The 23,844-nt window shown below is 60.7% G+C and carries 22 protein-coding genes; 15 read left to right on the top strand and 7 right to left on the bottom strand.

The genetic code is table 11. From position 1 onward, the window contains the following. Positions 1-59 precede the first annotated feature (59 nt). The 3 genes from VJ464_19190 to VJ464_19180 are packed head-to-tail and all read left to right on the top strand — an operon-like array spanning position 60 to position 707. Positions 60-266 carry a type II toxin-antitoxin system HicB family antitoxin gene (locus VJ464_19190; protein HKQ07259.1) on the top strand — a complete coding sequence of 69 codons (207 nt, stop codon included), beginning with the start codon at positions 60-62 and terminating at the stop codon, positions 264-266. Further along, on the top strand, positions 263-478 hold the full coding sequence (locus VJ464_19185) for a type II toxin-antitoxin system HicA family toxin (protein ID HKQ07258.1): 216 nt from the start codon (positions 263-265) through the stop codon (positions 476-478). The genes VJ464_19190 and VJ464_19185 overlap by 4 nt, the downstream gene beginning before the upstream one ends. 1 nt (position 479) lies before the next feature. After that, entirely contained in the window at positions 480-707 is a 228-nt protein-coding gene (locus VJ464_19180; protein ID HKQ07257.1) for a hypothetical protein, read from the top strand. A 6-nt stretch (positions 708-713) separates the two neighbouring features. Here the strand turns inward: VJ464_19180 and VJ464_19175 are convergent, their stop codons facing one another. Continuing rightward, on the bottom strand, positions 714-3,311 hold the full coding sequence (locus VJ464_19175) for a S8 family serine peptidase (GenBank protein ID HKQ07256.1): 2,598 nt from the start codon (positions 3,309-3,311) through the stop codon (positions 714-716). Positions 3,312-3,477: 166 nt separating this feature from the next. Here VJ464_19175 and VJ464_19170 point away from each other — a divergent pair, with 166 nt between their 5' ends. After that, a complete protein-coding gene (locus tag VJ464_19170) occupies positions 3,478-4,158 on the top strand; it encodes a hypothetical protein (protein ID HKQ07255.1) in 681 nt (226 codons plus the stop codon). A 104-nt stretch (positions 4,159-4,262) separates the two neighbouring features. Here the strand turns inward: VJ464_19170 and VJ464_19165 are convergent, their stop codons facing one another. After that, a complete protein-coding gene (locus VJ464_19165) occupies positions 4,263-5,015 on the bottom strand; it encodes a DUF1573 domain-containing protein (GenBank protein HKQ07254.1) in 753 nt (250 codons plus the stop codon). A gap of 201 nt (positions 5,016-5,216) precedes the next feature. Between VJ464_19165 and VJ464_19160 the strand changes: the two genes are divergently transcribed. From VJ464_19160 to VJ464_19120, 9 genes are all read left to right on the top strand, one after another. After that, a complete protein-coding gene (locus VJ464_19160; protein HKQ07253.1) occupies positions 5,217-5,774 on the top strand; it encodes a hypothetical protein in 558 nt (185 codons plus the stop codon). Positions 5,775-6,190: 416 nt separating this feature from the next. Beyond that, entirely contained in the window at positions 6,191-6,718 is a 528-nt protein-coding gene (locus VJ464_19155; protein HKQ07252.1) for a GspH/FimT family pseudopilin, read from the top strand. An 18-nt stretch (positions 6,719-6,736) separates the two neighbouring features. After that, positions 6,737-7,204 carry a prepilin-type N-terminal cleavage/methylation domain-containing protein gene (locus tag VJ464_19150; protein ID HKQ07251.1) on the top strand — a complete coding sequence of 156 codons (468 nt, stop codon included), beginning with the start codon at positions 6,737-6,739 and terminating at the stop codon, positions 7,202-7,204. 4 nt (positions 7,205-7,208) lie between these two features. Then, a complete protein-coding gene (locus VJ464_19145) occupies positions 7,209-7,856 on the top strand; it encodes a prepilin-type N-terminal cleavage/methylation domain-containing protein (GenBank protein ID HKQ07250.1) in 648 nt (215 codons plus the stop codon). A gap of 180 nt (positions 7,857-8,036) precedes the next feature. Beyond that, positions 8,037-8,645, top strand: a complete 609-nt coding sequence (locus VJ464_19140; protein HKQ07249.1) for a prepilin-type N-terminal cleavage/methylation domain-containing protein — start codon at positions 8,037-8,039, stop codon at positions 8,643-8,645. Between the two features lie 38 nt (positions 8,646-8,683). After that, a complete protein-coding gene (locus tag VJ464_19135; GenBank protein HKQ07248.1) occupies positions 8,684-9,157 on the top strand; it encodes a hypothetical protein in 474 nt (157 codons plus the stop codon). An 11-nt stretch (positions 9,158-9,168) separates the two neighbouring features. Continuing rightward, the gene (locus VJ464_19130; protein ID HKQ07247.1) at positions 9,169-10,167 is read left to right on the top strand and encodes a hypothetical protein; all 999 of its coding nucleotides are present in this window, start codon (positions 9,169-9,171) and stop codon (positions 10,165-10,167) included. 10 nt (positions 10,168-10,177) lie between these two features. Continuing rightward, on the top strand, positions 10,178-12,223 hold the full coding sequence (locus tag VJ464_19125; protein ID HKQ07246.1) for a hypothetical protein: 2,046 nt from the start codon (positions 10,178-10,180) through the stop codon (positions 12,221-12,223). Between the two features lie 203 nt (positions 12,224-12,426). Then, on the top strand, positions 12,427-13,980 hold the full coding sequence (locus tag VJ464_19120) for a prolyl oligopeptidase family serine peptidase (protein ID HKQ07245.1): 1,554 nt from the start codon (positions 12,427-12,429) through the stop codon (positions 13,978-13,980). A 119-nt stretch (positions 13,981-14,099) separates the two neighbouring features. Here the strand turns inward: VJ464_19120 and VJ464_19115 are convergent, their stop codons facing one another. Continuing rightward, positions 14,100-14,261 (bottom strand): hypothetical protein, encoded by a 162-nt coding sequence (locus VJ464_19115; protein ID HKQ07244.1) that lies wholly within the window; start codon positions 14,259-14,261, stop codon positions 14,100-14,102. A gap of 198 nt (positions 14,262-14,459) precedes the next feature. After that, positions 14,460-14,660 (bottom strand): hypothetical protein, encoded by a 201-nt coding sequence (locus VJ464_19110; protein HKQ07243.1) that lies wholly within the window; start codon positions 14,658-14,660, stop codon positions 14,460-14,462. A gap of 433 nt (positions 14,661-15,093) precedes the next feature. Here VJ464_19110 and VJ464_19105 point away from each other — a divergent pair, with 433 nt between their 5' ends. Together VJ464_19105 and VJ464_19100 are read left to right on the top strand one after the other, a co-directional pair. Then, positions 15,094-16,662, top strand: coding sequence for a hypothetical protein (locus VJ464_19105; GenBank protein HKQ07242.1), 1,569 nt, complete (start codon positions 15,094-15,096; stop codon positions 16,660-16,662). 457 nt (positions 16,663-17,119) lie between these two features. Further along, on the top strand, positions 17,120-17,374 hold the full coding sequence (locus VJ464_19100; protein ID HKQ07241.1) for a hypothetical protein: 255 nt from the start codon (positions 17,120-17,122) through the stop codon (positions 17,372-17,374). A gap of 170 nt (positions 17,375-17,544) precedes the next feature. On the opposite strand, the gene VJ464_19095 is transcribed toward VJ464_19100, so the two are convergent. From VJ464_19095 to VJ464_19085, 3 genes are all read right to left on the bottom strand, one after another. Then, positions 17,545-19,068, bottom strand: a complete 1,524-nt coding sequence (locus VJ464_19095; GenBank protein HKQ07240.1) for a M20/M25/M40 family metallo-hydrolase — start codon at positions 19,066-19,068, stop codon at positions 17,545-17,547. 35 nt (positions 19,069-19,103) lie between these two features. After that, the gene (locus VJ464_19090; GenBank protein HKQ07239.1) at positions 19,104-22,253 is read right to left on the bottom strand and encodes a multidrug efflux RND transporter permease subunit; all 3,150 of its coding nucleotides are present in this window, start codon (positions 22,251-22,253) and stop codon (positions 19,104-19,106) included. Positions 22,254-22,338: 85 nt separating this feature from the next. Continuing rightward, positions 22,339-23,622 (bottom strand): efflux RND transporter periplasmic adaptor subunit, encoded by a 1,284-nt coding sequence (locus VJ464_19085; GenBank protein ID HKQ07238.1) that lies wholly within the window; start codon positions 23,620-23,622, stop codon positions 22,339-22,341. Between the last annotated feature and the right edge of the window lie 222 nt (positions 23,623-23,844).

Genomic DNA, 23,844 nt, shown 5'->3' with positions numbered 1-23,844 from the left:
TGTGGTAGTTTTTGCGGGCTTATTCCATAGACATAGCCCGTGAGGAAAGGTAGAGCGGAATGAAACGAGCACTTACCTATACGATCACCCAGGAAAACGACCTATTCATTGCTCAATGCCTCGAAGTTGACGTTGCAAGTCAGGGCGAATCTCCTGCTGAGGCAGTCGCCAATTTGCGCGAAGCCCTGGAGCTTCACTTTGAGCCGCCCGTCGCCACTACCCTGCCACAGATCGGCACGCTTGAAATTGAGGTAGATGCGGCATGAAGCCGCTTCTCTACCGGGAAGTGAAAAGAAAGCTAGAGGCCGCCGGATTCGTCGAGGCTGGGCGGAAAGGTAGCCACATTAAGTTCGCAAAGACAACGAGCGCCGGCACGCTTACAGCAATCGTTCCATGCCATCAAACGGTTGCAGCCGGTACGCTGCGCAGTATCATTCGACAGGCCGGACTGACCCAAGCAGAGTTCGAGAGACTATAAGATGCCAGATGAAACGAGCATTGAAGAGATGATTCGCGAGGCGGAGCGGAGCCTTGAGCAAATGGCTGAGGTCGCGCGCAACCTGGATAAGTTCAAAGCGGCACTGGCATCGGGGGAGCGGCTACCGCCTTCTCCAAACCTGCCAAGCTGGCCAGAGTTAAGAGAGCGAATGGACAGGTTAATAGAACCGAGGATTCAAGCCGATGGTGATCCTGAACAACCATCATAGCCGCGGCTACCAGTGGAAGGTGAATGGTGGCGAGCGCTCGCCGTTTTCAATCAGCACGATCTTGTTGTCCGCATCTCCGATCAGGTTCAACTTCTTCGCCTTCAGCTTCAGCCCCAACGAATTCGTCGCCGCATTGAACTCAAAGGACTGATCGATCAGCTTGCCGTTGATCTCGACCTTGGCCGCCGCCGTGAAGTCGCGGCCCGTGATGGTGATCGTCTTCTTCACATAAGTGACGCCGGTGATGGCCGGGACTTTTTTCATCGGCGGCGGATCAACCACCAGCGGCGCGGCCAGGTTGGCGACGACCAGCGCGAAATCCTGGTCGAGCAGGGTCTGATTGCCCGGCACGCCGTCGCCGGCAATGTTGGCGGCGCGCACCACGATGCGGAAATTTCCGGCAGCGCCTTCGGGGATCGCGCTCGCCGGGATAATCACCGACTCGACGTTGTTGGTGCGATCCGCGTCGCCGCCTTCGGTTGTCAGCGCCCCTTCAAAATGATTGCCGCGAAAGACCAGGGTGTCACCGATACGAACTTCCAGGTCGAGGTCGTTGACCAACGCCGGGCCGGCAAGCGCGCCAACGGCGTCCGTCCACGCGAGCGTCACGCGCAGCGGCTGCGAGCGGTCGGCGAGCGAGCCATTGATCTCGTAACCCTGCCCGCTATCGCTAAACAGCACCGTCTGATCTATGTACTTGCGCGCGGTCGCGTCGGTGGCGCGCGCCAGATTCAAGAGGCCATAGCCCTGACGCTCGGCAGGCAGGTTGCCGCCGGCGTTCGCGCCCGTCATGTAAGTCGCCGAGTTGATGAGAAAGGCTTTCGTCATCGCCGGCGACGGCGCGCGGCCTGTGCCCAGCAAGTTGTGTGACGTGAAATACCTTCTAACCAACGAGGCCGCGCCCGTGACGTGCGGTGCCGACAGGCTCGTGCCCGACGACCACGTATAAAACTGCTGGCCGGGCGGTTGATAGAGCGGCACGCCGGGACATAAGCCGACGCCATTGAACATCGCGGCGCGCGATGCCGCGCCATAAACATGGGTGCCGGGCGCCGCGATGTCAGGCTTCATGCGCCCGTCAGCCGTCGGCCCGCCCGACGAATAGCGCAGGATGTCGAGGGCGTTATCAGCGCCGTCAGGGCCGATTGCGCCTTGCCCATCCAGATTGCAGGAATCTGTGCCTTCGGGCCTATAGTTTTCGCTGGCGGCGACCGTGATGACGTTTTTCGCCGTCCCCGGCGAGCTGATGTGACCGCCCGCGCCGTCATTGCCCGCCGCGAAGACAAAGAGCATCTCTTGATTGCCGGGCGTCTGCGGCTGCGCGTCGCGCACCAGCGCGTCGTACTCCTGCGCCGTCGGATCGTAAGCGTTGCCGCCGTTCCCCCAGCTATTATTTGATAAGCGCGCCCCGGCCCCATAGGCGGCGGCGGCTACGGTCGTGAAGCTCAAGCGCGCCCAGACGCTGCCTGTCGTATTGAAGATGCGCGACGCGCCGATGCGCGCCATCGGGTCAACGCCTGTGCCGAGCATGTAGCCGTTGGCGTCTTCGCGGTCGCTCGCTCCCAGCCCGCCAACCACCGAAGCGACCAGTGTGCCGTGGCCACGGCGGTCGTCGCTCAATCCGTCGTTGCCATAGTTGAAGCTATAGACGACGCGGCTGTGCCCATCGGCGTCGCGGAAGTCAGGATGCACCGACAGGTCTGTGGTCGAGCCGCTATCGAGGCCCGTGTCGCACACGTCAATGGCAAAATCGGGCGGCGTGTTTAAGCCCTTCGCCGCCAGCCAGCTCATATAGCCCGGCGCCGCGGGTTGCGCGCCGTCGCCGGTCAGATTGCCGGCAATGATTTGCGCGCTGCGCTCGTCATGGGTTCTGAACGGTGCCGCCGGATTGATGAAAAGGACGCAGCTCGATTCCGCGACGTCGAGCAACTGGACGGCGGGAAGGTTGACCGTCAGCACAACGAACTTGAGGAAACGGCGCGGCGCACTGACGACGGCGGTCGCTCTGCTGATGATGCCGGCAATCGTCTGTTCAACATCCGCGCCATCGAGCAACTCGATCTCGACATTAATGCCGAGGTCGCCCAGGCCCGCAAGCATCCCGTCGCTAAGGGCCGGGTCGAGCTTATGCAAGGCCGCGAGCCGTCCCATAAAGCGCAAGGGGCGCGCATCGTCGGCCATCTCGCCGGCATCGAGCAAAGCGACGCGAGCCAGCGCCGTCGGCGTGGCGCGTATCAGGTAAGCGTAGTCCGGCACATAGCCGACGACTTCGGCGCCGGCGGCGGTCAATTGATCGATCCATCGGCCTTTGATCGGCCCGGCGAATTGCACCAGGCGCAACTCGGCGGCGGCGTGACTCTGTCCACTGAGCGCGGCGCGCGGTGCCTGACCATCTTGCGCCGAGGTGTCGAGGTCGCGCCGCGCCCGCGTATCGATAGCGCCGCGCCGCAGACGGATCATGCCGGCATCACGCGGAGCCGTTTGATCGCCGGGCCGTGTGGTCAGGTCGGCGCGCGCCGGCAATCGCAGCAGGCAAGGAAAGATCATCACGCCGGCACAGGCCAGCAGCATAAACGCCAGTCGTTGGAAAATTGATAAGCGCATCGGAGCCATTGCCGCTCGCTCTTAGCGAATCATGAGCGGCAAACGATTATAGCCAGCCGCCGCCTGCTTTTGCCACCCTTACCGGTTGTCGTTTATGATTAGAACACGGCATCACTGATCGGACTCCCGGTTTTCTATCAGCAGTTCGTCCTTAAGGAGGGAAACGATGAAGAGGGTTTCTTTGAGGTTGATATTACTTTCACTGGCGGCGGCGATGCTGATGAGCAGCCTGCCGTCATTCACCACGGGAGCAACAACGGTGCAGCTTGAGCCGCAGCGGCCAGTCGTTCGGCGGCCAGCCGCGCGGCGGCGCGCGCCGCGCGCCGCGCCGGTTGTTCCCATCGGCACCAACCTGCGCGTCCGGCTCAACGACGACCTGTCGAGCAAAGACTCGCGCGTCGGCGACCGCTTCACGGCGGCGGTCGTCAACCCCTCGCGCTATGAGGGAGCAACGCTGCGCGGCCACATCCGCAGCATTCGCAAGAGTGGCACCGTCCAGGGGCGCACGACCATGACCCTGGCTTTCGATTCCATAGACCTGCGCGAAGCGCGCGGCGGCGCGCTCCACGGACAGGTGGTGCGGATTTATGATGCCGACTCGGATTCGAGCAAGGTGGACGAAGAAGGCCGCGTGCAATCCGGCAGCCGTGGCAAGCAGGCGATCAAGCGCGGCGGCATCGGCGCGGTGGCGGGCGCGATCATTGGCGGCATTGCCGGCGGCGGCAAAGGCGCGGCCATCGGTCTGATCGTCGGCGGCGCGGGGGGCGCCGGCTCGCTGGCCGTGCAGGGCAGCAAGGAATTGAAGCTCGAACGCGGCACAGAGATGCTCGTCCGCATTACGCGCTAGAGCGGTATTCAATTGGGTGTGGCGCAATCTGTTAGATTGCGCATTGGCTCGCGCAATCTAACAGATTGCGCCACATGGCAAACTCAATCGAAAACGGCTTCAGGTTAGCGGCGCACTTTAATATAGGCAGTCAGCGGCAGGGTCGGCAGCTCGGCGTTGTCGGTGACGACGCGCAGCGGCTCACTGAAAGTGCCTTCGGTCTGGGTCGGCAGGTTTTCGAAGACCACTTTATACTGCTTGCCCGGCTCGACGGTTTCGAGCCGCGCGTTGACCACTTTGCCACCGCCTTCGATGCGCTGGAGGTTGAGCGGGCCACGCTCGACGGTGATGACGAATTCGCCGGATGAGGTCTTGCCGGGCGCGACCATAAATCCCGAATCCATATCGGGACCGACGAAGACCGGGCCGACGTGCTTGCCGGCGCGCAACTCGATGCCCTTGACCGGGCCGCCGTTGCCGCTGGTCAGCACGTTGGCTGTGATCGTCAGGTTGATGGTCGAGTGCTGCAAGTCATTGGTATACAGGATGGCTGACTTAGTGAACTTGCCGCCGGGCTGCGAGGCGGTGCTGACTTCGACGCGCGCCCGCCCTTCCTTGCCCGGCGCGATCAGCCGATCAACCGACAGGACTTCACAGCCGCAGGTGCCGACGAAATCCTTAATCAACAGGTCGGCGTTGCCTTCGTTGCGAATGACGAAGAGGTTGCTGACGGTTTCGCCTTTGTAGACGTCTCCGAAGGCGTAAGAGGTGAACGGCACGATGGCGCGCGGCGCTGCCGCTTCCTGAGCCTGTGCCGCCATCGCGATGCCGCAGAGGGCGAGCGTCGCTAAGAGCATTCGTTTAATCGTTGTTGACATCTTGAACTGTTCCGATTGAGCCGCGCCTGCTTTTTCCTTTCGGGCCAGAGAAAAGGTTAATCCAACAGCGCCCCTGGGCGCAAACCGCAAACCGGCGCAAGAAGTCGCCGGCGCGGGGTTCCCTACATAGCGGCGCCTTCGCTTGAAGAAAGCCGGGGGCGCTGTTAAGGTTCATTCAGCGTTGAACAGAGGGTGAAATTCATGTTGAAGCGATCATTCGCACAGTGCCTGACGCCGGTTTTGCGGGTTGCCCTGGCGTCTTTGTTTCTTGCCGTGACCTGCGCCGCGCAGATTGAGTTCAGCAAGCCGAAGACCGCCAAGCCGCTGCCGAACCCTTCGGTGATGAGCGCCACCCGCGACGAAGCGGTGACGGTCATCAAGCAGATGCTCGAAACCCGCGAGATTCCCCTCGACAAAGAAGACTGCAACGCCACGACCGGCGAATGCACGCTGATTAGCAAGCCGGTGATCTTTATCAAAGGCATTCCCGCCAAGAGCCAGCTGCAACACTTCTCAGAGCTTTCAATCCGCGACGTGCGCAACTGGAGCCGCGGCCGTTATGTGCTGCGCTTTCAGGTGACGCCGGCGACGCCGCGCACGGCGCAGGTCGGCGCTTATGCCCGCTTCGACGGCCTCACGGATGGCGCCGCCGGCCAGGAGTGGGTGCAACTGGCGTCACGCGGCGAGCTCGAAGACATGATGCTGCGCTGCATTCAGGATCGCATCGGCGGCGGCGACTGCAAGGACATTTTTCATTAGTCTTGGGCCGCCCTTGCCGCACCAGTCGGTTGTGACTTTTCGTTCCGGCCTTGTGTTTTTGTGTGACACTCCTTCCAAAAAACTGTCCGTCCGGCCCGCAACCACAACCTTAGTGAGCTAGCCGGAACAGCCATTAAATTGTCTTAAACAGCCAGCCCCACATGCCTTGCCTACCCGTTCAGGCCAGCTCATCGGCGCGCTGCTGCAAGTGACGGCGCTCGCCTTGCCTCGGCTCAACTCTGGCCCGCTCGCATCCCCCGCATTGGTATGCCTGTTGCCTTCAGAGGGGCACCGTAGCCAGGCGAATGAGCATTTTCAGGTCGCGACGTGGCTCGCGTGTGGTGTTGGAGAATCAGCAGGCCGGCCTACAGTGATGGGGACGCCCTCTCCCCGATCCCGGCTGAACAGGAGAGGATATGTCAGAGGCAAAGACGACCATGCCGGGACGCGAGAGCGAAGCCGGTCGCACGCTGATCGAGATGGCCGTCGTGTTCATGATGATCGGTGTCGTGCTCGGGTTCACCATCCCTGTGGTTGCTAACTCGATCCGCGCTTATAACCTGCGCAACACCGCCGAGCGACTGGCCGAGCGGCTGGCCGCCGGGCGGGCGCTGGCCATGTCGAAAAACAAGAACGTCACCATCTCCTTCACCTCGGCGGGCCAGTACGGCTACGACTTCTCGCCTGCGGGCGCGCCCGATGGCACCCCCGACAGCAGCGACCCGAATGATCCGTCACAGTCTTATTATGTCGAGACCTTGCCGAGCGGGATGAGCGGCTCGGTCACCAACGGCGGCGTGACGTTAACCAATGGCAAGGGCATTACCTACACCTCGCGCGGCGAGCTGCCCATCGGCGCGTCGCAAGTTGATATTGTGCTGACGAGCGCCTCGAAGACCGCAACCGTCAGCGTCAACCTGCGCGGTCAAGTTTGGGTTCACTAAGACAGGATGCGATTCGAGATGGTTGGAAAAACTGAAAAAAGCGCGGCCACCAAGCGCCACGGCGAGCGTGGATTTTCGCTGATCGAGATGATGATCGCCGCGACGGTCATCACCGTCGGCCTGGTGGCGGTGGCCGGCGTCAGCATCTACGTTTCGCGCACCAACTCCGCCTCGAACACCATGAGCATATTGGCCACGGCGGCGCAGGATCAGGCGGACACGCTGCGCAACCTGAGCTGGGATGCGCTCAACGAGGCGGCGGCGTTAACCGTTGGCGGGAATCTGACCTACAGTTCCGCAGACACCAGCCACCGCACACAACTGGCCGGCACGCCGGTCGGTGATTTGAACATCAGTTGGAAAGTCGGGACGGGGCCGGGCACGACCGGCGACTTGCGCACGGTGACCATCCATGTGGTTCAGGTCAATCCGCCGACGCAGTACGCCAACGGCGTCACCGTATCCCTGCTGATTTCCAAGAGCTGAAGCTATGATGCGTGTAAAAACGAACGAAAACGGGTTTTCTCTGCTTGAGGTCACCTTCGCCCTGACGGTGGTCACGGTAATTCTGGGGATCGCCTTCGGGGTGCTGAACCGCTTCCAGACGAATTACCGCTACGAGCTTGGCTACGTTGACGCGCAGCGCAACGGACGGTTTGCCATCGCCCGGCTGAGCGAGATCATTCGCAGCGCCGGCACCAACCCGACCGGCAAGACGGCGGTCAACTGGCTGACCTTCGTCGATTTCGGCGGCGGCAATTCGAGTTCGACGCTGACCCTGAAAAGCGACCTCGATGGCGATGGCGCGACCACCTCGACGCTGACGTCGAACTCTGATGTGATCATCGCTTCCGAGAACGTGACCCTGCGGTTGAACACCAGCACGAACACGATTGAGATGGTGGATAACAATCTGCCGACAGATTCGACCCGGCGCGTAGTGCCAATCGCCGAAAACATTCGTAGCGTCACCTTCACCGACCCGGACGGCACGCGCCGCCAACTGGACGTCATCCTGGCGGCGATACCCAACGGCATCCCGACTTCTGATCCACGCTGTTGTTATCGTCTGCCGCGAGCCGACAATTCCATCAATCAGATGATCGTGCAAAATCGCCGAGTCGTTCCGTCACTTTGACAGCGCATTCCCTCTTCCTCTACCACGGTTGGGGAAGTTGACCGTCAATTTTTGACGGCGGTGATTGAAACTAAAAGTGGCACCGCGCTTGCAGTTAGGTTGAGCGAACGCCAGCAATCCTCAAATGCCCTCATAGGATTGCGCGGAACCGAAGTAACCGGCTGCTCCCGAGAAGCGCCTATGAAGGAGAGCAACGTGGTCACCCACAACCAACGATCCGCACGCGGATTTACGCTGATGGAAGCGACCATCGCCGTCTTCATCGTCGGAGTCATCGCGGCGTTTGCGACGCCGAAAATCATGAACGCCATGCGCCAGTATCGTGTCAGCATGGCGGCCCGGCAGATGTCCGACCTGATTCAGCGCGCCAAGGTCGAGGCGGTCAGCCAGAACCGCAACGTTACCCTGCGCATCGATACGGCGAACAATCGCGCCGGCCTGGTCATCCGCGATGCCGCCGGCGCCGAAGTCGGCGTGCAGTACGTGCCTTTGCCGCAGGGCGTGCGCTTCGTACTGCCGTCGGGGACGGTGCCCGCGCCGATGACCGGCGCGCCGACCTCTGCGAGCGTCTCGTTCCCGGCGCAGTCCGGGTCAACGACGATCTTCGAGCAGGACTTCAATTCGCGTGGCTTCCCGGCGGTCACTACCGGGACCATCAACGCCATTTATATCGGCAGCTATAACCGGAGCTACTCGGCGGTGACCCTCAACAGTGTCGGCGGCATCCGCACCTGGTCGTGGAGCGGCAGCCAGTGGCTCAATACCCGCACCGGCGCGACCGGCGGCTAGAAGGAAATTGTATGAACAATCGGGTGAGGAAGAATTTAATGCAAGCTCAGGAAAGCACTGAAGCGGGCTTTACCGTTCTCGAAGTGGCGATGGCTTCAGTGATCACGATGGTCAGCCTGTCGTTTCTCGCCGGCCTGTTCACGCTCGGCATCGCCCAGAATCGCATGGTCAAACAGTACACCACGACGACGGCGCTGGCGCAGCAAAAGCTCGAAGAGCTGAACGCCATCGAGCGCGGCGACACGCGGCTGACGGTCGGCGGCGGCTTGAACGTCACCGGCGACCCGGCGGCCACTAACTATAACGACACGGTCTATGTTGATCCGGCCACCGGCACCGTCACCAGCAACATCCCGCAAGGGGCGACGCCCATCTACGACCGCTACTGGAAGATCGAAGCCGACCCGCAGTTGACGACCACCTTCATCATGAGCGTGCGGGTCGTCGCGCGCCAGCCCAGCGTCGGGCGCACTGCCGAAGAGACAACGCTGACGACGGCGCGCGGCTGGTGAGGAGACAGATTATGAAACACTCGAATCAACGCGGCTTCTCTCTGCTCGAACTGATGATCGGCGCGATGCTGACGGTCGGTCTGCTGGGCGCCATCTTCGCGCTGGTCAACCGCCACCAGCAAGTCTTTATGAGCGAAACCGGCACCACCGACATGAACGAGAACATGCGCACGGCGGTCGATCTGATGACGCGTGACGTGCAGTCCGCGGGCATGGGCCTGCCGCGCGTCAACGGCAGCTTCGCGGCGATTTACTATATCAACGGCGCCAGCAGCGGGCCTGATTCAATGATGATCATCAACGGCGACCCATACGCGCCCGACGCCGACGTCAACAGCGTTGACATCATCTTGAACAAGGCTTACTGCGTGCTGCCGTCCGAGGTCAAAGTGAATGGCTCGGCCTTGACTTACGTCGGCAAGGGCAACGCCACGACCAACATCTATCAGAGCTACGCCAACGCGGCGCGGCAGTACATCGTTTATGACGACAGCCAGGCGCGGATCTTCAAGCTGTCGGCGAACGCCACCATTGATGGCAGCGGCCAGCTCGTCCTCTCCTACGATTCGACATCGGTATCGACGCCGGCCAGCACCTTCGGCTCGCCCGTCGATACGAGCCTGCCGGACTTTCCCAACGCCAAGGTTTGTATGCTCAGCAGCATGATCGCCTACCGACTGAACACGACGACACACGAGCTAGAGCGCACAGAAGACTTGCAGAACTGGTACGCGGTGGCGCGCGGCATCCTCGACTTGCAGATTCAATACCTGACGATCTCGCAACCGAACCTGACGCCGCCCGATGCCGGCACCTGGAGCGACACGCCAGCGACGCGGCGCAACATCCGCGCCGTGCAGATCAAGATCGTTGCCGAGACCCCCGACCTGCTCCCCTCGAGCAAGAATTATCGCAAGAGCGTGCAGCAGTTCCAGGTGACCCCGCGTAACTTTAACCTCTTAAACAACAGCAGCCTGAGCGCGAACACGGAAGCGACATGGAGTTTCTAGGGAGGGAGTTATGATGTCACGACGACAAGGTGAACGACACACGGAGCGCGGCATGGCGCTGGTGGCGGCGCTGCTGGCGACGACGATGCTGCTGGCTTTAGGCATGGCCATCGTCTTTTCGGCGACCACCGATTCGGTGACCACCAAATCATCGCGCCTCAGCGAGCAAGCCTTCTTTGCCGCCGACGCCGGCATCGATGTCGCCCGCCGGGCGCTGGTCAAAGCGTTTCAGGATCGGCTCACGCTATTGCAGACCCACATGGCCGCCTCGCCGCCCACCGAATCGCCTTACCGCAACAACGCGCCGGCGCAGACCGGCCAGTTCCCGGACGTGCAACTGTTGCCCGACCCGGATTCGACCGACGGGCAGGCTTCGCAGTTCTACCGCGATGTGTTGACGAACGCAACGAACCTCTGCAACCTCGCGGCCCGCAATCAGCGGATGACGGCGCTCAACGACACAGGCTTCAGCGTCACCTTCGCGCCGCTCAGCGGCACCGTGTCGCTGGTGACAAACAGCGCCACCCAGGCCACCCAGGTCATGGTGTTTCGCTACAACATCACCGTCACCGGGCAGACCGGCGGCGGCGGCACGGCGACGGTCAACGAGGTCGGACGGTTGTCGACCAACATCGTGCTCACGGCCGCAGGCGCGGCGGCAAGGCGCGACTTCAGCTTTTCCGGCTTCGGCGCTTTCTTCGACAATGGCGACACGCAGGCGCTTGCGCCGCTGGCCTCCGGGACCTTCAGCGGGCCTGTGCATACCAACACGCACTTCGCTTTCCTATCGTCGCGGCAGGTGTCGTTTCGCAATCTGGTGACCCAGGTTGACGACAGGATTCGTTACGACGACATCAGCACAACCAACCCGAACCATGCGATCCCGACCGCCGACATCACCGGCATAGATATTAGTAGCGAAGGCTACCAACGTACCAACACCGTGCCGCTTCCTGACAACAACTTTTCGCAGGAATACGCGGTGATCAATTCGTCGGGGCTGGTTGACATCGGCTCGGACGGACTGCCGGTTGACAAGCCCGCGGTGATGCCGGTCGATAGCCACGGCAACCCGGTGACGGTCTTCGATTCGCAAGGCCGTGTCACGGCTGCCGCCCTTGCGCTCAACTTGCGCACGGGCACCGGCGCGACGCCGACCGTCAGCAGCGGCACACTCGCCAATGGCATCTACATCTCGACCTCGGATTGGAGCACCGTCAACGGGTCGGGCATCTACGTCAAGGGCGACGCCGACGACATCCAGCTCTACGCCGACACCAACGGCGACCAGGTTTACGTCGTCAAGCAGGGTTCGACGACGACGACGGTGCGCACCAGCTACACCAACAATACGACGACCGTGTCGCAGGGCAGCAGCACAAAGACCCTCACCGGCGTCTTCAAGGATAAGGCCGACCCGCTGAACATCAAGAACGGCGCGATGCTGTTTGTGGACGGGAGCATCAAGAGCTTGCGCGGCGGCAAGGACAGTTCGGGCACCAAGCCGGCGATCTCCTCGGCGACGCGGATGACCATCGCCGCACAACGAAACATCTACGTTGAGGGCGATCTGAAGTACGCCAACCCGGTCGCCAACTCTGATGGCACGCCGGTGTCGAACATCGGCTCGATCAACAACGTGCTGGGCATCTTCACCAACAACGGCAACGTCTACCTGTCGCCCAATTCGAGCTACGTCGGCGGCTCGGGCCTCAGCCTGGAGATGAATGCCGCGGTCGTCGCCTTCAACACCAAAACCAGCGACGACGGCGGCGCCATTGAAGGATCGATTACTTACGATTCCGCTAACACCGCCCCCGGCAGCACCGACCGCTGGCGGCTGGTCGGCAGCCGCGTGCAGTCAAAGATCAACAGCATCGGCTACACCTATCGCGACATCTACTTCGACACGCGCTTTTCGGGCGGTCATTTCGCGCCGCCGTTCTTTCCCGGCACCAATTATGAGTACGCGCCGCCGGTGGCGACGACGCTGACGATCAACTCGGTCGCCACGCCGGCAGCGACCGCCATGTCGTGGTTCCGCGACAACAATTGATTTGCGGCGCGCTTCCCAATTTGTCTGTCGCTGACCGAGGCGGCCCGCTTGCAAGCGGGCCGCCTGCTTTTTTATCGCCTTGCCGCGCGCCGACCCGCGAGAGTAACATCAGAGTCATTCGATCCCGGCGGGCGGGCCGCCATTCAGGTTGCAGTGGAATCCATGCAAACCCTGGGAGTCGCGTGAGAGGAGAATCGATGTTTATGAATATCAAGGCAATGCGCCGGCTAATCGGCTCAGCGGTAATCTTGCTTACACTGGCGGCGCTGGCCGGCGCGCAGGACGCCGGTCAGGTGCTGCGTTTGTCGGTCGGCTTCAACTCGTTGAAGAACACGCTGACCGCGCAGAACAAGTTGAGCGGCGACCAGCTCGCCGAAGTCGAGCGGCTCGGCGAGCAGGCGAAACAGGCCAATGCCGCGGGCCGTTATGGCGAAGCGCTCAAGCATATGTATCACGGCATCGCCTTGATGCGCGGCCAGGCGTGGACGCCGCAGCGGGCGCTTGCCGGGGCGCTCACCTTGAAGGTGGATCGCGCCATGCTTGAACCGGGCGAACCATTCACCGTGCGCATCGGACAAATCTACGCGCTCGACGAAGCGCTTGCCGGCAAGCTCAGCGGCACCGTCGCGCTGCTGCCGATGAAGGCCGAAGACCGGCTGAAAGAGTGGAATACCATCGATAACGTCGAAGCGGACTTCACGCGGCAACCGCTTGAGGCGAAGATTCTCGCGCCCGAAGTCGAGGCCGGCAATTATCGTTTGTCGCTCAAGCTGCAAACGGCGGGCGGCGAGCCGATTGTCAAAACGATCACGGTTCACGTCGAGCGCGGGCTGGCTGCACAGGTGACGGCGCTCAAACAGCGCGCCGCGAAACTCGAATCTGATCTGACGGCCAAGAAGCGCACGGCTTTGCTCGCGGCCTTGCCGTCGGTGCGCTATCGCCTGTCGCTCTATGATCTGGCAAGCGCCAGCGAGATCAATTTCGAGCGCCTCGATTTTCAAGGCGAGCTGAAAGAGACCACGGCGATGCTCGACGCGCTCGCCGCAGGCCGTGACCCGTTCAGCGGGCGCAAAGGCGATTTCCGCAAAGCCTATCTCTCGAAAGCCGACAACAGCTATCAGCCGTATCGCCTCTTCGTGCCTTCGAGCTACGACGGCTCGAAGCCGTTCCCGCTGGTGATTGCATTGCACGGCATGGGCGGCGACGAAAACAGCTACTTTGACTATTACGCCAACGGCTTGTTTAAGGAAGAGGCCGAGCGTCATGGCTATCTGGTCGCCTGCCCGAAGGGGCGCAACCCGGCTTCAATGTATATCGGCGATGCCGAGCGCGACGTGCTGGACGTGATGACAGAGATGATGCGCGCGTACCGCATTGACCCCGACCGCGTTTACCTGACAGGCCATTCGATGGGCGGCTTCGGCACGCTCTCGATTGCGATGAATCATCCTGAGCTGTTTGCCGCCATCGCCCCGGTCGCCGGTGGCGTCGTCAGTCCGGCAGGCTTGCCGAAGATCGCCCGCATTCCGCAACTGCTCGTCCACGGCGACGCCGACCGCACTGTGCCGGTCGAGCGCTCGCGCACCATCGTCGCCGCGGGCAAGAAGCTGGGCGCCGAGATCAAATACATCGAAGTCCCCGGCGGCGATCACGGCAGCGTCGTCGCGCCGCACTTCAAAGATGTCTTCGACTGGTTCGACGCGCACAAGCGAAAAGCGACCGAAGCCGCCGCCGCCGCGGGCGCCAAGAGCAACTGAATAACCGATCCTTGTTGCGGCATGCGGAGAGGCATATCCGACATCCGTGCCGCAAGGCTCTGGGCCTGTGCGATCTGCGCTTCTCAACCCGCGGAGACGTCCGGCATCTGCAATCCGATCTAGTAGTAATCGTTCCCCTGGCCGAAGTGCCAGATGGGCGTATCGTTCGCCTCTGCATGATTATCCAGGGCATTCTCGGCTGCGGGTTTAGCACTCACGGCTGCCCCAAAGGGCAATAGCTTGAATTCCAGCGCGGTGTCGAGTGTTTCGTTCGCCAACATAAGTACCTCCATAGAGCTTCGTCCGTTCACTATCAGTGCAAGCTCGTCTCAGTAAAAGATAAGAGCGGGCTACCCCTATGCGACGAGGAAAGGATCATCGTCCTTGTAGCGGTTCTCAATTGCCTCTGTCCATAGTACAACTGCATAGTGTGGGACCTTAGCCTCCTCCGCTCTCGGGCTAAATGCAGATGAAGGTCGCTAGGGCTGATCCCTTAGCCACTGTTCGACCAGCTGGGCGTTGCCGCTGGTGACGCGAAGAAATGAGAACGACTTCAGGAAATCCAAGTTGGTGATTTCGGCTGCTTGCGCTTCTACAATCGCGTCCTTTTGTTCCGACCGAGTCGCGCTGCCATTTTTCAGGCTGACTTGTGCAAATCGAATTGACTCTTCAACCTTCATTGCTTGATTCCTCCTTCCAGCATCCTGGCTGGGTTTAGCTGGTCTTAATCTTACGCTCTTTTGAGAATAAGAAAATCCCCCCGAAAATGGCCGGAGGACAAAATGACCTCGCTGGAGAAAAGAAGCCAAAAGGGGCTAAATCCTGAAATTCGCTCCGCCCGCATCTCTTGATAGGCTGACCGCAGGTTCAGTATAATGCGTCCGCGTCAAGGGTTCGAATGTCTTATCTGATCCGAGGCGTAATCAGTTTATTAGAGTGTGACATTGCAACTAGTGAGTCTCTAATTCTTTCCTTCATCCGCACTTTTTCGGTCTCAAGTACCTCGCAAGGAGGTCGTTGCAGAAAAAGTAAAGATCGGGCTGACCGCTTAACCAGAGCGGCGGTTCAGGGGTTCGCAGTGCCCGCCAAGATCATCGGACTGGAGGGAATCTTATGCGTCGTAAAATTGGCTCACTATTTACAGAGCAGCTCGCAGAGAAGGTGTGTAATCTCGAGTACGCTTTGCAAACCCTGAAAATTGACGAAGCCAGGGTCATATTGGATGACTTCAGGCAAGAAATCGAAGGGGAATCTAGATTTCTTTCCCGTCTGAAGGAGTACGCCCACCGTGTGCTTATATGCTTCGCCTTCGCCACGGACTTCGAAGAGTCATATCGGTCTCTGCTCAAAGAACTGGCGGCGTTTTGTCTCAAGGAGCTTTCAGTCGAAACTCCCCTGATTGACGTGGCGCGGAACGAAATCGCCAATGCCCTGATCGAACTCTACGAGGGCCGGTATGACAACGCCGCGGCCAAGCTTAGAAATGCCTTGCCGGTCGTTGATCGGACGGACGCCAATTTGAAGAGCACGGTTCGCTATTACCTGGCTAGGTGTTATTGGCCGAAACGCGACTATGACAACGGCCTGGAGCTTCTTCGAGAGGCCAAGCAGCTTGACCTGCAAATCAAAGGATCGAAAAGGCTGGCCCTTATCGAAACACTCGAAAGCTACTTGCTCTTCCTCAAGGATGACATTCAACGAGGAAGCGAGAGACTGGCACACGCAAGAGGCATCCTGGAAGAAACGACCGACAGAATTAATCTCGCCATCGTCCGGTCTTTTCAAGGGCAGTTCTGCCGGCGCGCCGGTGACTATGACGGAGCAATCGAGCATTTTGAAGTGGCGGATCGTATCTTTCGCGACAACGACGCCCCCGATCACCGCAAGCGCGCCCGCTGTTTAATGAACAATGCCGTCGTCCACCGCCTCAAGGCTTTAAACACGACCGGCAAAGAGGCCCGGGGCTACCTCAAGAAAGCTGAGAATTATCTGGAGCTGGCCAAGCAAATCTACGACATCTGTCCGGAGCGCTTCCACAGGAATTTGAGTAAATACTCTTACATCTGCGCCTTGATCCATCTGGACTATGCAGACATTCCAAAGGGGCGACAGGCGGCAAGGCAAGCCTACAGCTTGGCTAAAAGGAATAACGACAAGATTGCTATGGCGAGGGCCAGGGTCGCCCAGTGTATGATCGAGCTAGAGAAAGAGTCGCGGTCAGATGAGTCAGCAAAGGATGCAAGGCGTGCATACAAATATGCGCTGGACGCCCTCAACTACTCAGAGCAGACGCAATACCGTCGCATTCAGGCCAGGGCGCATATCTGGTTGGGGAAGTCTTTAATATTACCGCCGTTCAACAACCCGCAGAAGGCAGAGGAGCATTGGAAGATAGCGGATGACACCCTGGCTTCTGAGCACAAAGACTACCTGCGGGACGAGCTAGACACCCTCTGGGATGAAATAGATAGATTTGATGGTCCCGTCGCCGCCGAAGAGCCTGGCCGCGAGATCGATGCCCTTTTACGCACAGAGTTGAAGGGATATTCGTTAGCTAAGATGATTCAGGAGCTGGTGCTTGCGGTGATGAGAAATAACGAAGGCAAATCCCAGAAGGAAATCGCTAGGATTTTAGGGATCACACCGAAGCGACTCAGGAGAATCTTAGCGATTATCCGGTGAAAGTGCGTATCCGTGAGCCTCCACTAAGTAACGAGACGATTCTCCCAGGTTTGCTTGACCTCTCGCCAATCTCTGACCTCCCTTGTAAAGGATAAAGGTCACTTTATCCATTTAAGTCCTTAAAGGTCGAATGGGCATTTCCGCCGCGACCGGCATCTTGAAGAAAGAGCCGGAATGAGAAATGATAGGGTTGTCACAAGTACTACCTGCTCGGCACATTGAGGAGTGGTAAGACTTACCAATGACCTTCAGCGGGCGCTGAATTCGTGCGGTGGAACGATCACGGCAAGGGCTTGACAGTGGGCTTCCATTTCGAGGCGGATAGCCCACTGCCAGCCTTTCTATCACTGAGACCAGGGGTCCCGGTGTCTTCAACGGCCATTGCCGTGAAGCAATGAAGATTAGCACAGCTAGTGATGATCTTCAATCGGGCCTCCTGCTGTGTAAGGAGGTTGCAATGAGATTGGATGTTGGAAACTTGCTGGAACGCGCAGGCTTGGCCCTTTTGATGTTTGGGCCGGGCCTCTTACTGGTCAACGCGACGCAAAGCGGCTTGGCCTTTCTTGTTGGCTTAATGTTGCAATACACCGCCGGCACAATCGGGGGCCTGTTGCTCTATAAACACAGATCCCCCACGGAGAATGACCGCGGCAGCAACCGTCACAGCGGCCCCAACAGCGGACAGGCGGCGCCATTTCAAAAGGCCGCCTGAGCAGAAGACCGCCGATTATTCACGAGCCGGGATTGACAGGCGCGGCATGAGAAAAGGCACCAAGCCGCGTCCTGTCAATTCCCGTTGTGTCTCTTTACAGCCATCAGCGTTATGCGGCTTTCACTACCACTCCTTCCCAAATACGGGCATCTGACTCGCAAATCCGAATTTTATTGAATAGTCATTAGCGCGGCGAAAATCTCGATGCCGTCCCAGAGATTCTGTAATCTTAAATTCTCGTTCGAGCTGTGCTGGTTGTTGTCGTGGTTGACCGTCGGCACACCGATCTGCGGCGCGTGCGTCACATCTTCAAAGACATAAAGCGGCACGCTGCCGCCGAGCGTCGGCGCCAGCACCGGCCTCTGCCCCAGCGCCCGCTCGACCGTCTGAATGATTCGCTGCGCGATGGGCAGATTCATCGGCGTGCGCACGGCGCGGTAGCCGTCCGCCGTCGTCACCCGCGCAATCAGCGGATGCTGGAGCCGCGTCGCTTGATCGGGCTCGGTTTCGACGACGAAGTAGCCCTGCTTTCTGATGTGCGCCATCAACCGCTCGACCTGCCGGCGCGGGTCAACGCCTTTCACCAGTCGCATGTCTACGGTTGCGGTCGCTTCGGCGGGGATCACCGTGCGGGCGTTGCGGCCTACGTCTTCGCTGCGCAAGCCGTCAACGTTGAGCGACGGCTCGTTGATCAACTCGGCGAGCTGGCGGCCCGCGCCTTCGCTTTCGGCAAGGCCAAGCTCGCGCATCAACTCGGCGTCGGTCGCCGGCATCTCCGCAAGCGCCCGCTTCTCTTCCGCGCCGAGCGGCGCCACGTCGTCATAAAAGCCGGCGACCAGCACGCGCCCGCTGTCGTCTTTCATTGACGCCAGCAGTTTCGCCAGGCGCATCGCAGGGTTCGGCGACCAGTTGCCATAGTGGCCGCTATGCAAAGCGCGGTTCGCGCCATAAATGGTGATGGTTGCGCTGACGATGCCGCGCGCTCCGAAGTAGAGCAGCGGCTTGCGCGTCTGATGTACAGGGCCGTCGGCACATAGCCACACGTCGGCTCCGAGCAGCGCCGCGTTGCGCGTGACGATGTCCGCGAGGTTCGGCGAGCCGGCTTCCTCTTCGCCATCGAAAAAGAATTTGAGATTCACCGAAGGCTGCCGATTCGCCGCTTTCAAGGCATCGAGCGCCGCCAGCATCGCCATGATCGGCGCTTTGTCGTCGGACGCCGAGCGCGCATAGAGTCGCCATTCGGGATTGTAGCTTTCACCACGCTTGCGAAACGGGATGACCTGGCCGTTGGCTTCAATCGCTTGATCACGCAAGGTCGGCGTAAAAGGCGGAGTGGCCCAGCGGGCGGGGTCAACCGGCTGGCCGTCGTAGTGCGCGTAAATCGCCACCGTGCGAGTCGCGCCCGGCGTCTTAATCTCGCCGAAGACGGCGGGCGGGCCGTTGCCTTCGAGCAAGCGCGCTGTGATGCCGCGCCGCTGCATCATCTCAAGCAGGCGGGCGGCGTTGCGGCGGATGTTTGCCGTATCCGCGGCGACGTTCGGCAGCCGGAGCAGCTCGGCGAACTCGTCAATGATCTCGGCTTCGTGCGCCTGCCGGTAGGCACGAACGCTACGGTCTTGCGCCTCGACGCGCCACCACGAATGCGTGACCATCAGCGTCACAACAATCAAAGCCGCGAGTGCGACTCGCTTCATAGGCACCTCCGCGAAGGCAGAGTGTAGGCGTCGAGCTAATCTCCGGGCGCCGGTTCGGGTGCGGCATCTAGTGAGCGGCGACGGCTGCCCGACAGCTTCTCGACGACGTAGAAAGTCGCCGGGATCAAAAAGATGGCGATGATCGTCGCCGCCAGCATGCCGACGATGACCACTGTGCCGAGAATGCGCCGCCCCGCCGCGCCCGACCCCGCCGCAAACCATAACGGCAAACAGCCAAGGATGAAAGCGAACGACGTCATCAGGATGGGCCGCAATCGCAGCTTGGCGCCTTCTAACGCCGCGTCTACCAGGTCGCGACCCTTCTCGAATTCGGCCTTGGCGAACTCGACGATCAAGATGGCGTTCTTGGCCGACAAGCCGATCAGCACGATCAGACCGATCTGCGCGTAAACATCAAGGTCATAGCCGCGCAGCAGCAAGCCGATGAAGGCTCCGAAGACCGCAATCGGCACCGTCAGCAGCACCGACAGCGGCAGCGACCAGCTCTCGTACAGCGCCGCGAGAATCAGGAAGACGAAGATCAGCGACAGCGCAAAGCCGGTGATCGCCGCGCCCGATGCCTTCTTCTCCTGATAGGAGAGGTCTGCCCAGTCGTAGCCCATCTCTGGCGGCAGGACTTCTTTCGCCACCTGTTCGAGCGCGTCCATCGCCTGCCCCGAGCTGTAGCCCGGCGCGGCGTTGCCGAGGAGCTGGGCGGCGCGGTAGACGTTGAAGCGGTTCGTATACTCGGGGCCGCTGATGCGTCGCGTCGTCAGCAGCGACGACAGCGGCACCATGTTGTTGTCGTTGTTGCGCACGTAGTACTGCCGTATGTCTTCTTCGCTGCGGCGCTCTTCGCCTTCGGCCTGAAGGAAGACGCGCCACTGTCGCCCGAAGCGATTGAACTGATTCAGAAACAGGCCGCCGAGATAAGCCTGTAATGTTTGATACACATCGTTGACGGCGACGCCCTGCTTTAAGACTTTGTCACGATCCACGTCGGCATAAATCTGCGGCACCGAGGCCGAGAAACCTGAATTGATCGCGCCGATCTCCGGGCGCTTGCGGCAAGCTTCGAGGAACTTCTGCAAGTTCTGATCGAGAAACTCGACCGAGCCGCCGCTGCGATCCTGTAACCAGAACGAGAAGCCGCCGGCGGCCCCCAGGCCGGGGATCGAGGGCGGCAGCAAGGCCAGCGGAATGGCTTCGGGGAGCGCCGCCGACATCGCGCCGTTCAGCTTCTGGGCGATGCTCTGGGCTTCGAGCGCCGCAGAACGACGCTCGTCCCAGGGCTTGAGAATGACGAAGAAGAAACCGTTATAGCTGGCCGAGACGCGGTTCAAGAGGCTGAAGCCGCCGATGGTGTTGTATGCCTGAATGCCTTCGGTGTGGTCGAGAATCGCCTCGACCTTCTTCAGCACCGCGTCGGTGCGCTCAAGCGATGACGCCGGCGGCAGTTGTACGTTCAGCAGCAAGTAGCCGTAATCTTCGTCGGGCAGAAAGCTCGTCGGCAATCGCCGGCTGACCAGGCCGTCGAGCGCCAAAAACGCGCCGATGACGAGCATCGCAATCAGCCCTTTGCGAATCAGCGTGTGGCTGAAACGGACATAGGTGTGTGTGCCGCGCTCGAACCAGCGATTGAACAGCGCAAAGAAGCGACCGAGCGGCCCGCGCTTCTGGCGGCGCGGCCTGAGCAGCATGGCCGCAAGCGCCGGGCTCAGCGTCAGGGCGTTAAAGGCCGAGATCAACACCGAGATGGCAATCGTCACCGCGAATTGATTGTTCAAGCGGCCTTGAATGCCCGGCAGGAAAGCGATGGGCAGAAAGACCGATGACAGGATCAAAGCGATGGCGACGACCGGCCCCGACACTTCCCGCATCGCTCGCAGAGTGGCGTCGCGCGGCGACATGCCTTCTTCGATGTGATGCTCGACGGCTTCGACGACGACGATGGCATCGTCAACGACGAGGCCGATGGCCAGCACCAATCCGAACAGCGACAGCGTATTGATCGAAAAGCCGAGCAGCGGGAAGAAGGCGAACGTGCCGATGAGCGACACCGGCACGGCGATCATCGGGATCAGCGTCGCCCGCCAGTTCTGCAAGAAGAGAAAGACCACCAGCAGCACCAGCAGCATGGCGATGAGCAGCGTTTTGACGATGTCGTTGATGCCTTCGGTGACCGGCAGCGTCGTGTCGAGCGTGATGAGGTAATCGAGGTCATTGGGGAAGCGCGCCTTCAAGTCGGCGATGGTCTTGCGCACGCCATCGGCGACCGCCAGGGCGTTTGATCCCGGCGCTTGAAAGATGGCGACAATGCAGCCGGGCTGGCCGTTGACGCGGGCGACCTGCTGATAGTTCTGCGCCCCCAGCTCGATGCGCGCCACGTCTTTCAACCGCACGACCGAGCCATCAGGCGTCGAGCGCACAACCACCTGGCCGAACTCTTCGGGCGTCTGCAAGCGCCCCTGAGCGCGCACCACGTAGGTCTTCTCTTTGCCTTTGGGCGCAGGCTCGGCGCCGACCTGACCGGCGGGGTTGACGGTGCTCTGTTGCTGCACGGCGCGCGTGATGTCGGGAACCGTGAGGCCGAGCTTGGCCAGCAAATCAGGCTTGACCCAGATGCGCATGGCGTAATCGCTGGCGCCGAACAGACGGACTTCGCCGACGCCGTTCACGCGATAGAGCGCGTCATTGATATTGATGTTGGCGTAGTTCGCCAGAAAGAGCGAATCGTAGGTGTGGTTCGGCGAAAACAGCGAGATGACCAGCATCGGCAACCCGGTTGACTTGCGCAGGCTGGTGCCGAACTGGTTAACGTCCGCCGGCAGGTTCGGCTGCGCCTGCGCCAGCCGGTTCTGCACGTTGACCTGATCGGTGTTGGGGTCTGTGCCGATGTCAAAGGTCACGGTCAACTGCATCGTGCCGTCGTTGGCGTTGGTTGACTGCATGTAGAGCATGTTGTCAACGCCGTTCATCTGCTGTTCGATAGGCGTGGCGACCGACTGCTCGATGGTGACGGCATCCGCGCCGGTGTAGGTCGTCGCGGCGATGATCTGTGGCGGGACGATCTGCGGGAACTGCGCCAGCGGCAAGCCGCGCATGGCGACCAATCCGAGCAGCACGGTGATGATCGAAATCACCATCGCGACAATCGGACGATTGACGAAAAACCTGGAAATCATGACATCAGTCCTTAGTTAGAGGGGCCATGTGGCGCGAGCTGTTAGCTTGCGCGAATCACAGCGCAAGCTAACAGCTCGCGTCACATCACTTGCTTTCAACTGTCGGCGCGGTGAAGGGCTTGGGCGTCACGGCCATGTCGGGCCGGACTTTTTGCGTGCCTTCGACGACGACCATCTCGCCGGCTTTCAGGCCGTCCTCGATGATCCAATCCGAGCCGACGCGCTCGCCGACCTTGACGGGCCGTATGCTGACTTTGTTGTCGGGGCCGACGACGGCGACGCGATAGCTGCCCTGCAATTCGGTGACGGCGCGTTGCGGCACCAGCAGCGCCCCGGCTCGCGTGCTGATGATGGCGCGGACGCGCCCGTATTCGCCGGGGCGCAGCGCGTTGCCGGGATTGGGGAAGAGGCCGGCCAGCTTGATCGCGCCGGTCTTCGGATCAACGCTGCGGTCGGCCATGTAGAACTGGCCTTTGTGCGGGTAGACCGTGCCATCAGACAGGACCAGCTCAAGCTCCATTTTCTTGACCGCGCCGTGGCCGTTCTCGACCATCGTGCCGCGTATGGTGTTCAGGTATTCCTGTTCGCCCGCGGTGAACCAGACGCGGATCGGATCAACCGACGAGATGGTGGTGAGCGCCGGGCTGTTCGGGTTAATGGGGTTGACCAGATTGCCGACCTGCACCGCGGCGACCCCGGCGACGCCGTCAATCGGCGCGGTGATCCGTGTGAAGCCGAGATTAAGCTCCGCCGTGCGCACCGTTGCTTCGGCGGCTTTGATCTGCGAGCGTGCCGATTCGACGCCGGCGCGCGCCGTCTTGACGCCGGCCTCGGCGGCTTTGACATTTGCTTTGGCGGCTAAGTTGGCCTGCACGGCATTGTCATATTCCTGTTGCGTGCCGACGCCGCTCTTAACCAGCTTGGTATAGCGGTCGGCGTCGAGCTGCGTCTTGCCCTGGTTGGCTTCGGCCTGCGCGAGCTGGGCCTGGGCCTGCTGCAATTGCGCTTCGGCCTGGCCGAACTGTCCTTGCGCTTTGGCAAGCTCGCCCCTGGCCTGATCTACGGTCGCCTGGAACGGGCGCGGATCGATCTCGAAAAGCAACTGGCCCTTCCTGACAAACGAGCCTTCGGCGTAGTTCTTGCTGAGCAGGTAACCGGTGACCTGCGATTTGATATCGGCGTTTATGGTGCCGTCGAGCGTGCCGATCCATTCGTTATAAATCGGCACGTCGCGTTGCTCGACCTGAACGACTTCGACTTCGGGCGGACTGGGCGGCGGCGCCGTCGCGCGAGCTTTCGAGCAACCTGCCGCAGCCAGCGCCGCAAGCATAACCGCAATCGCCAACACGCCGGCCGGCCCTGGCTTCATCTTCCTGTTCCCGTTGCTTGTGAAGGCCCTGCCTATCAAGCCCGTCTTTAAATCTTTATTCATCACTACGTCTCGCTTCTCTATCCGCAACCATCGCCCGCGCCGCGGCAACAAGGCGGCTATAAGATCATGAGTAACCGGCAGTCATCACCCTGTCAAACGAGCGATTCGCCGGATTAAATTTCCACTGGACATTTCGGGACGCCCCTTCGGTCACGCTCA

It is taken from the genome of Blastocatellia bacterium (assembly GCA_035275065.1).
Taxonomy (GTDB): domain Bacteria; phylum Acidobacteriota; class Blastocatellia; order UBA7656; family UBA7656; genus DATENM01.
This window is presented reverse-complemented; position numbering and strand designations above follow the sequence as displayed.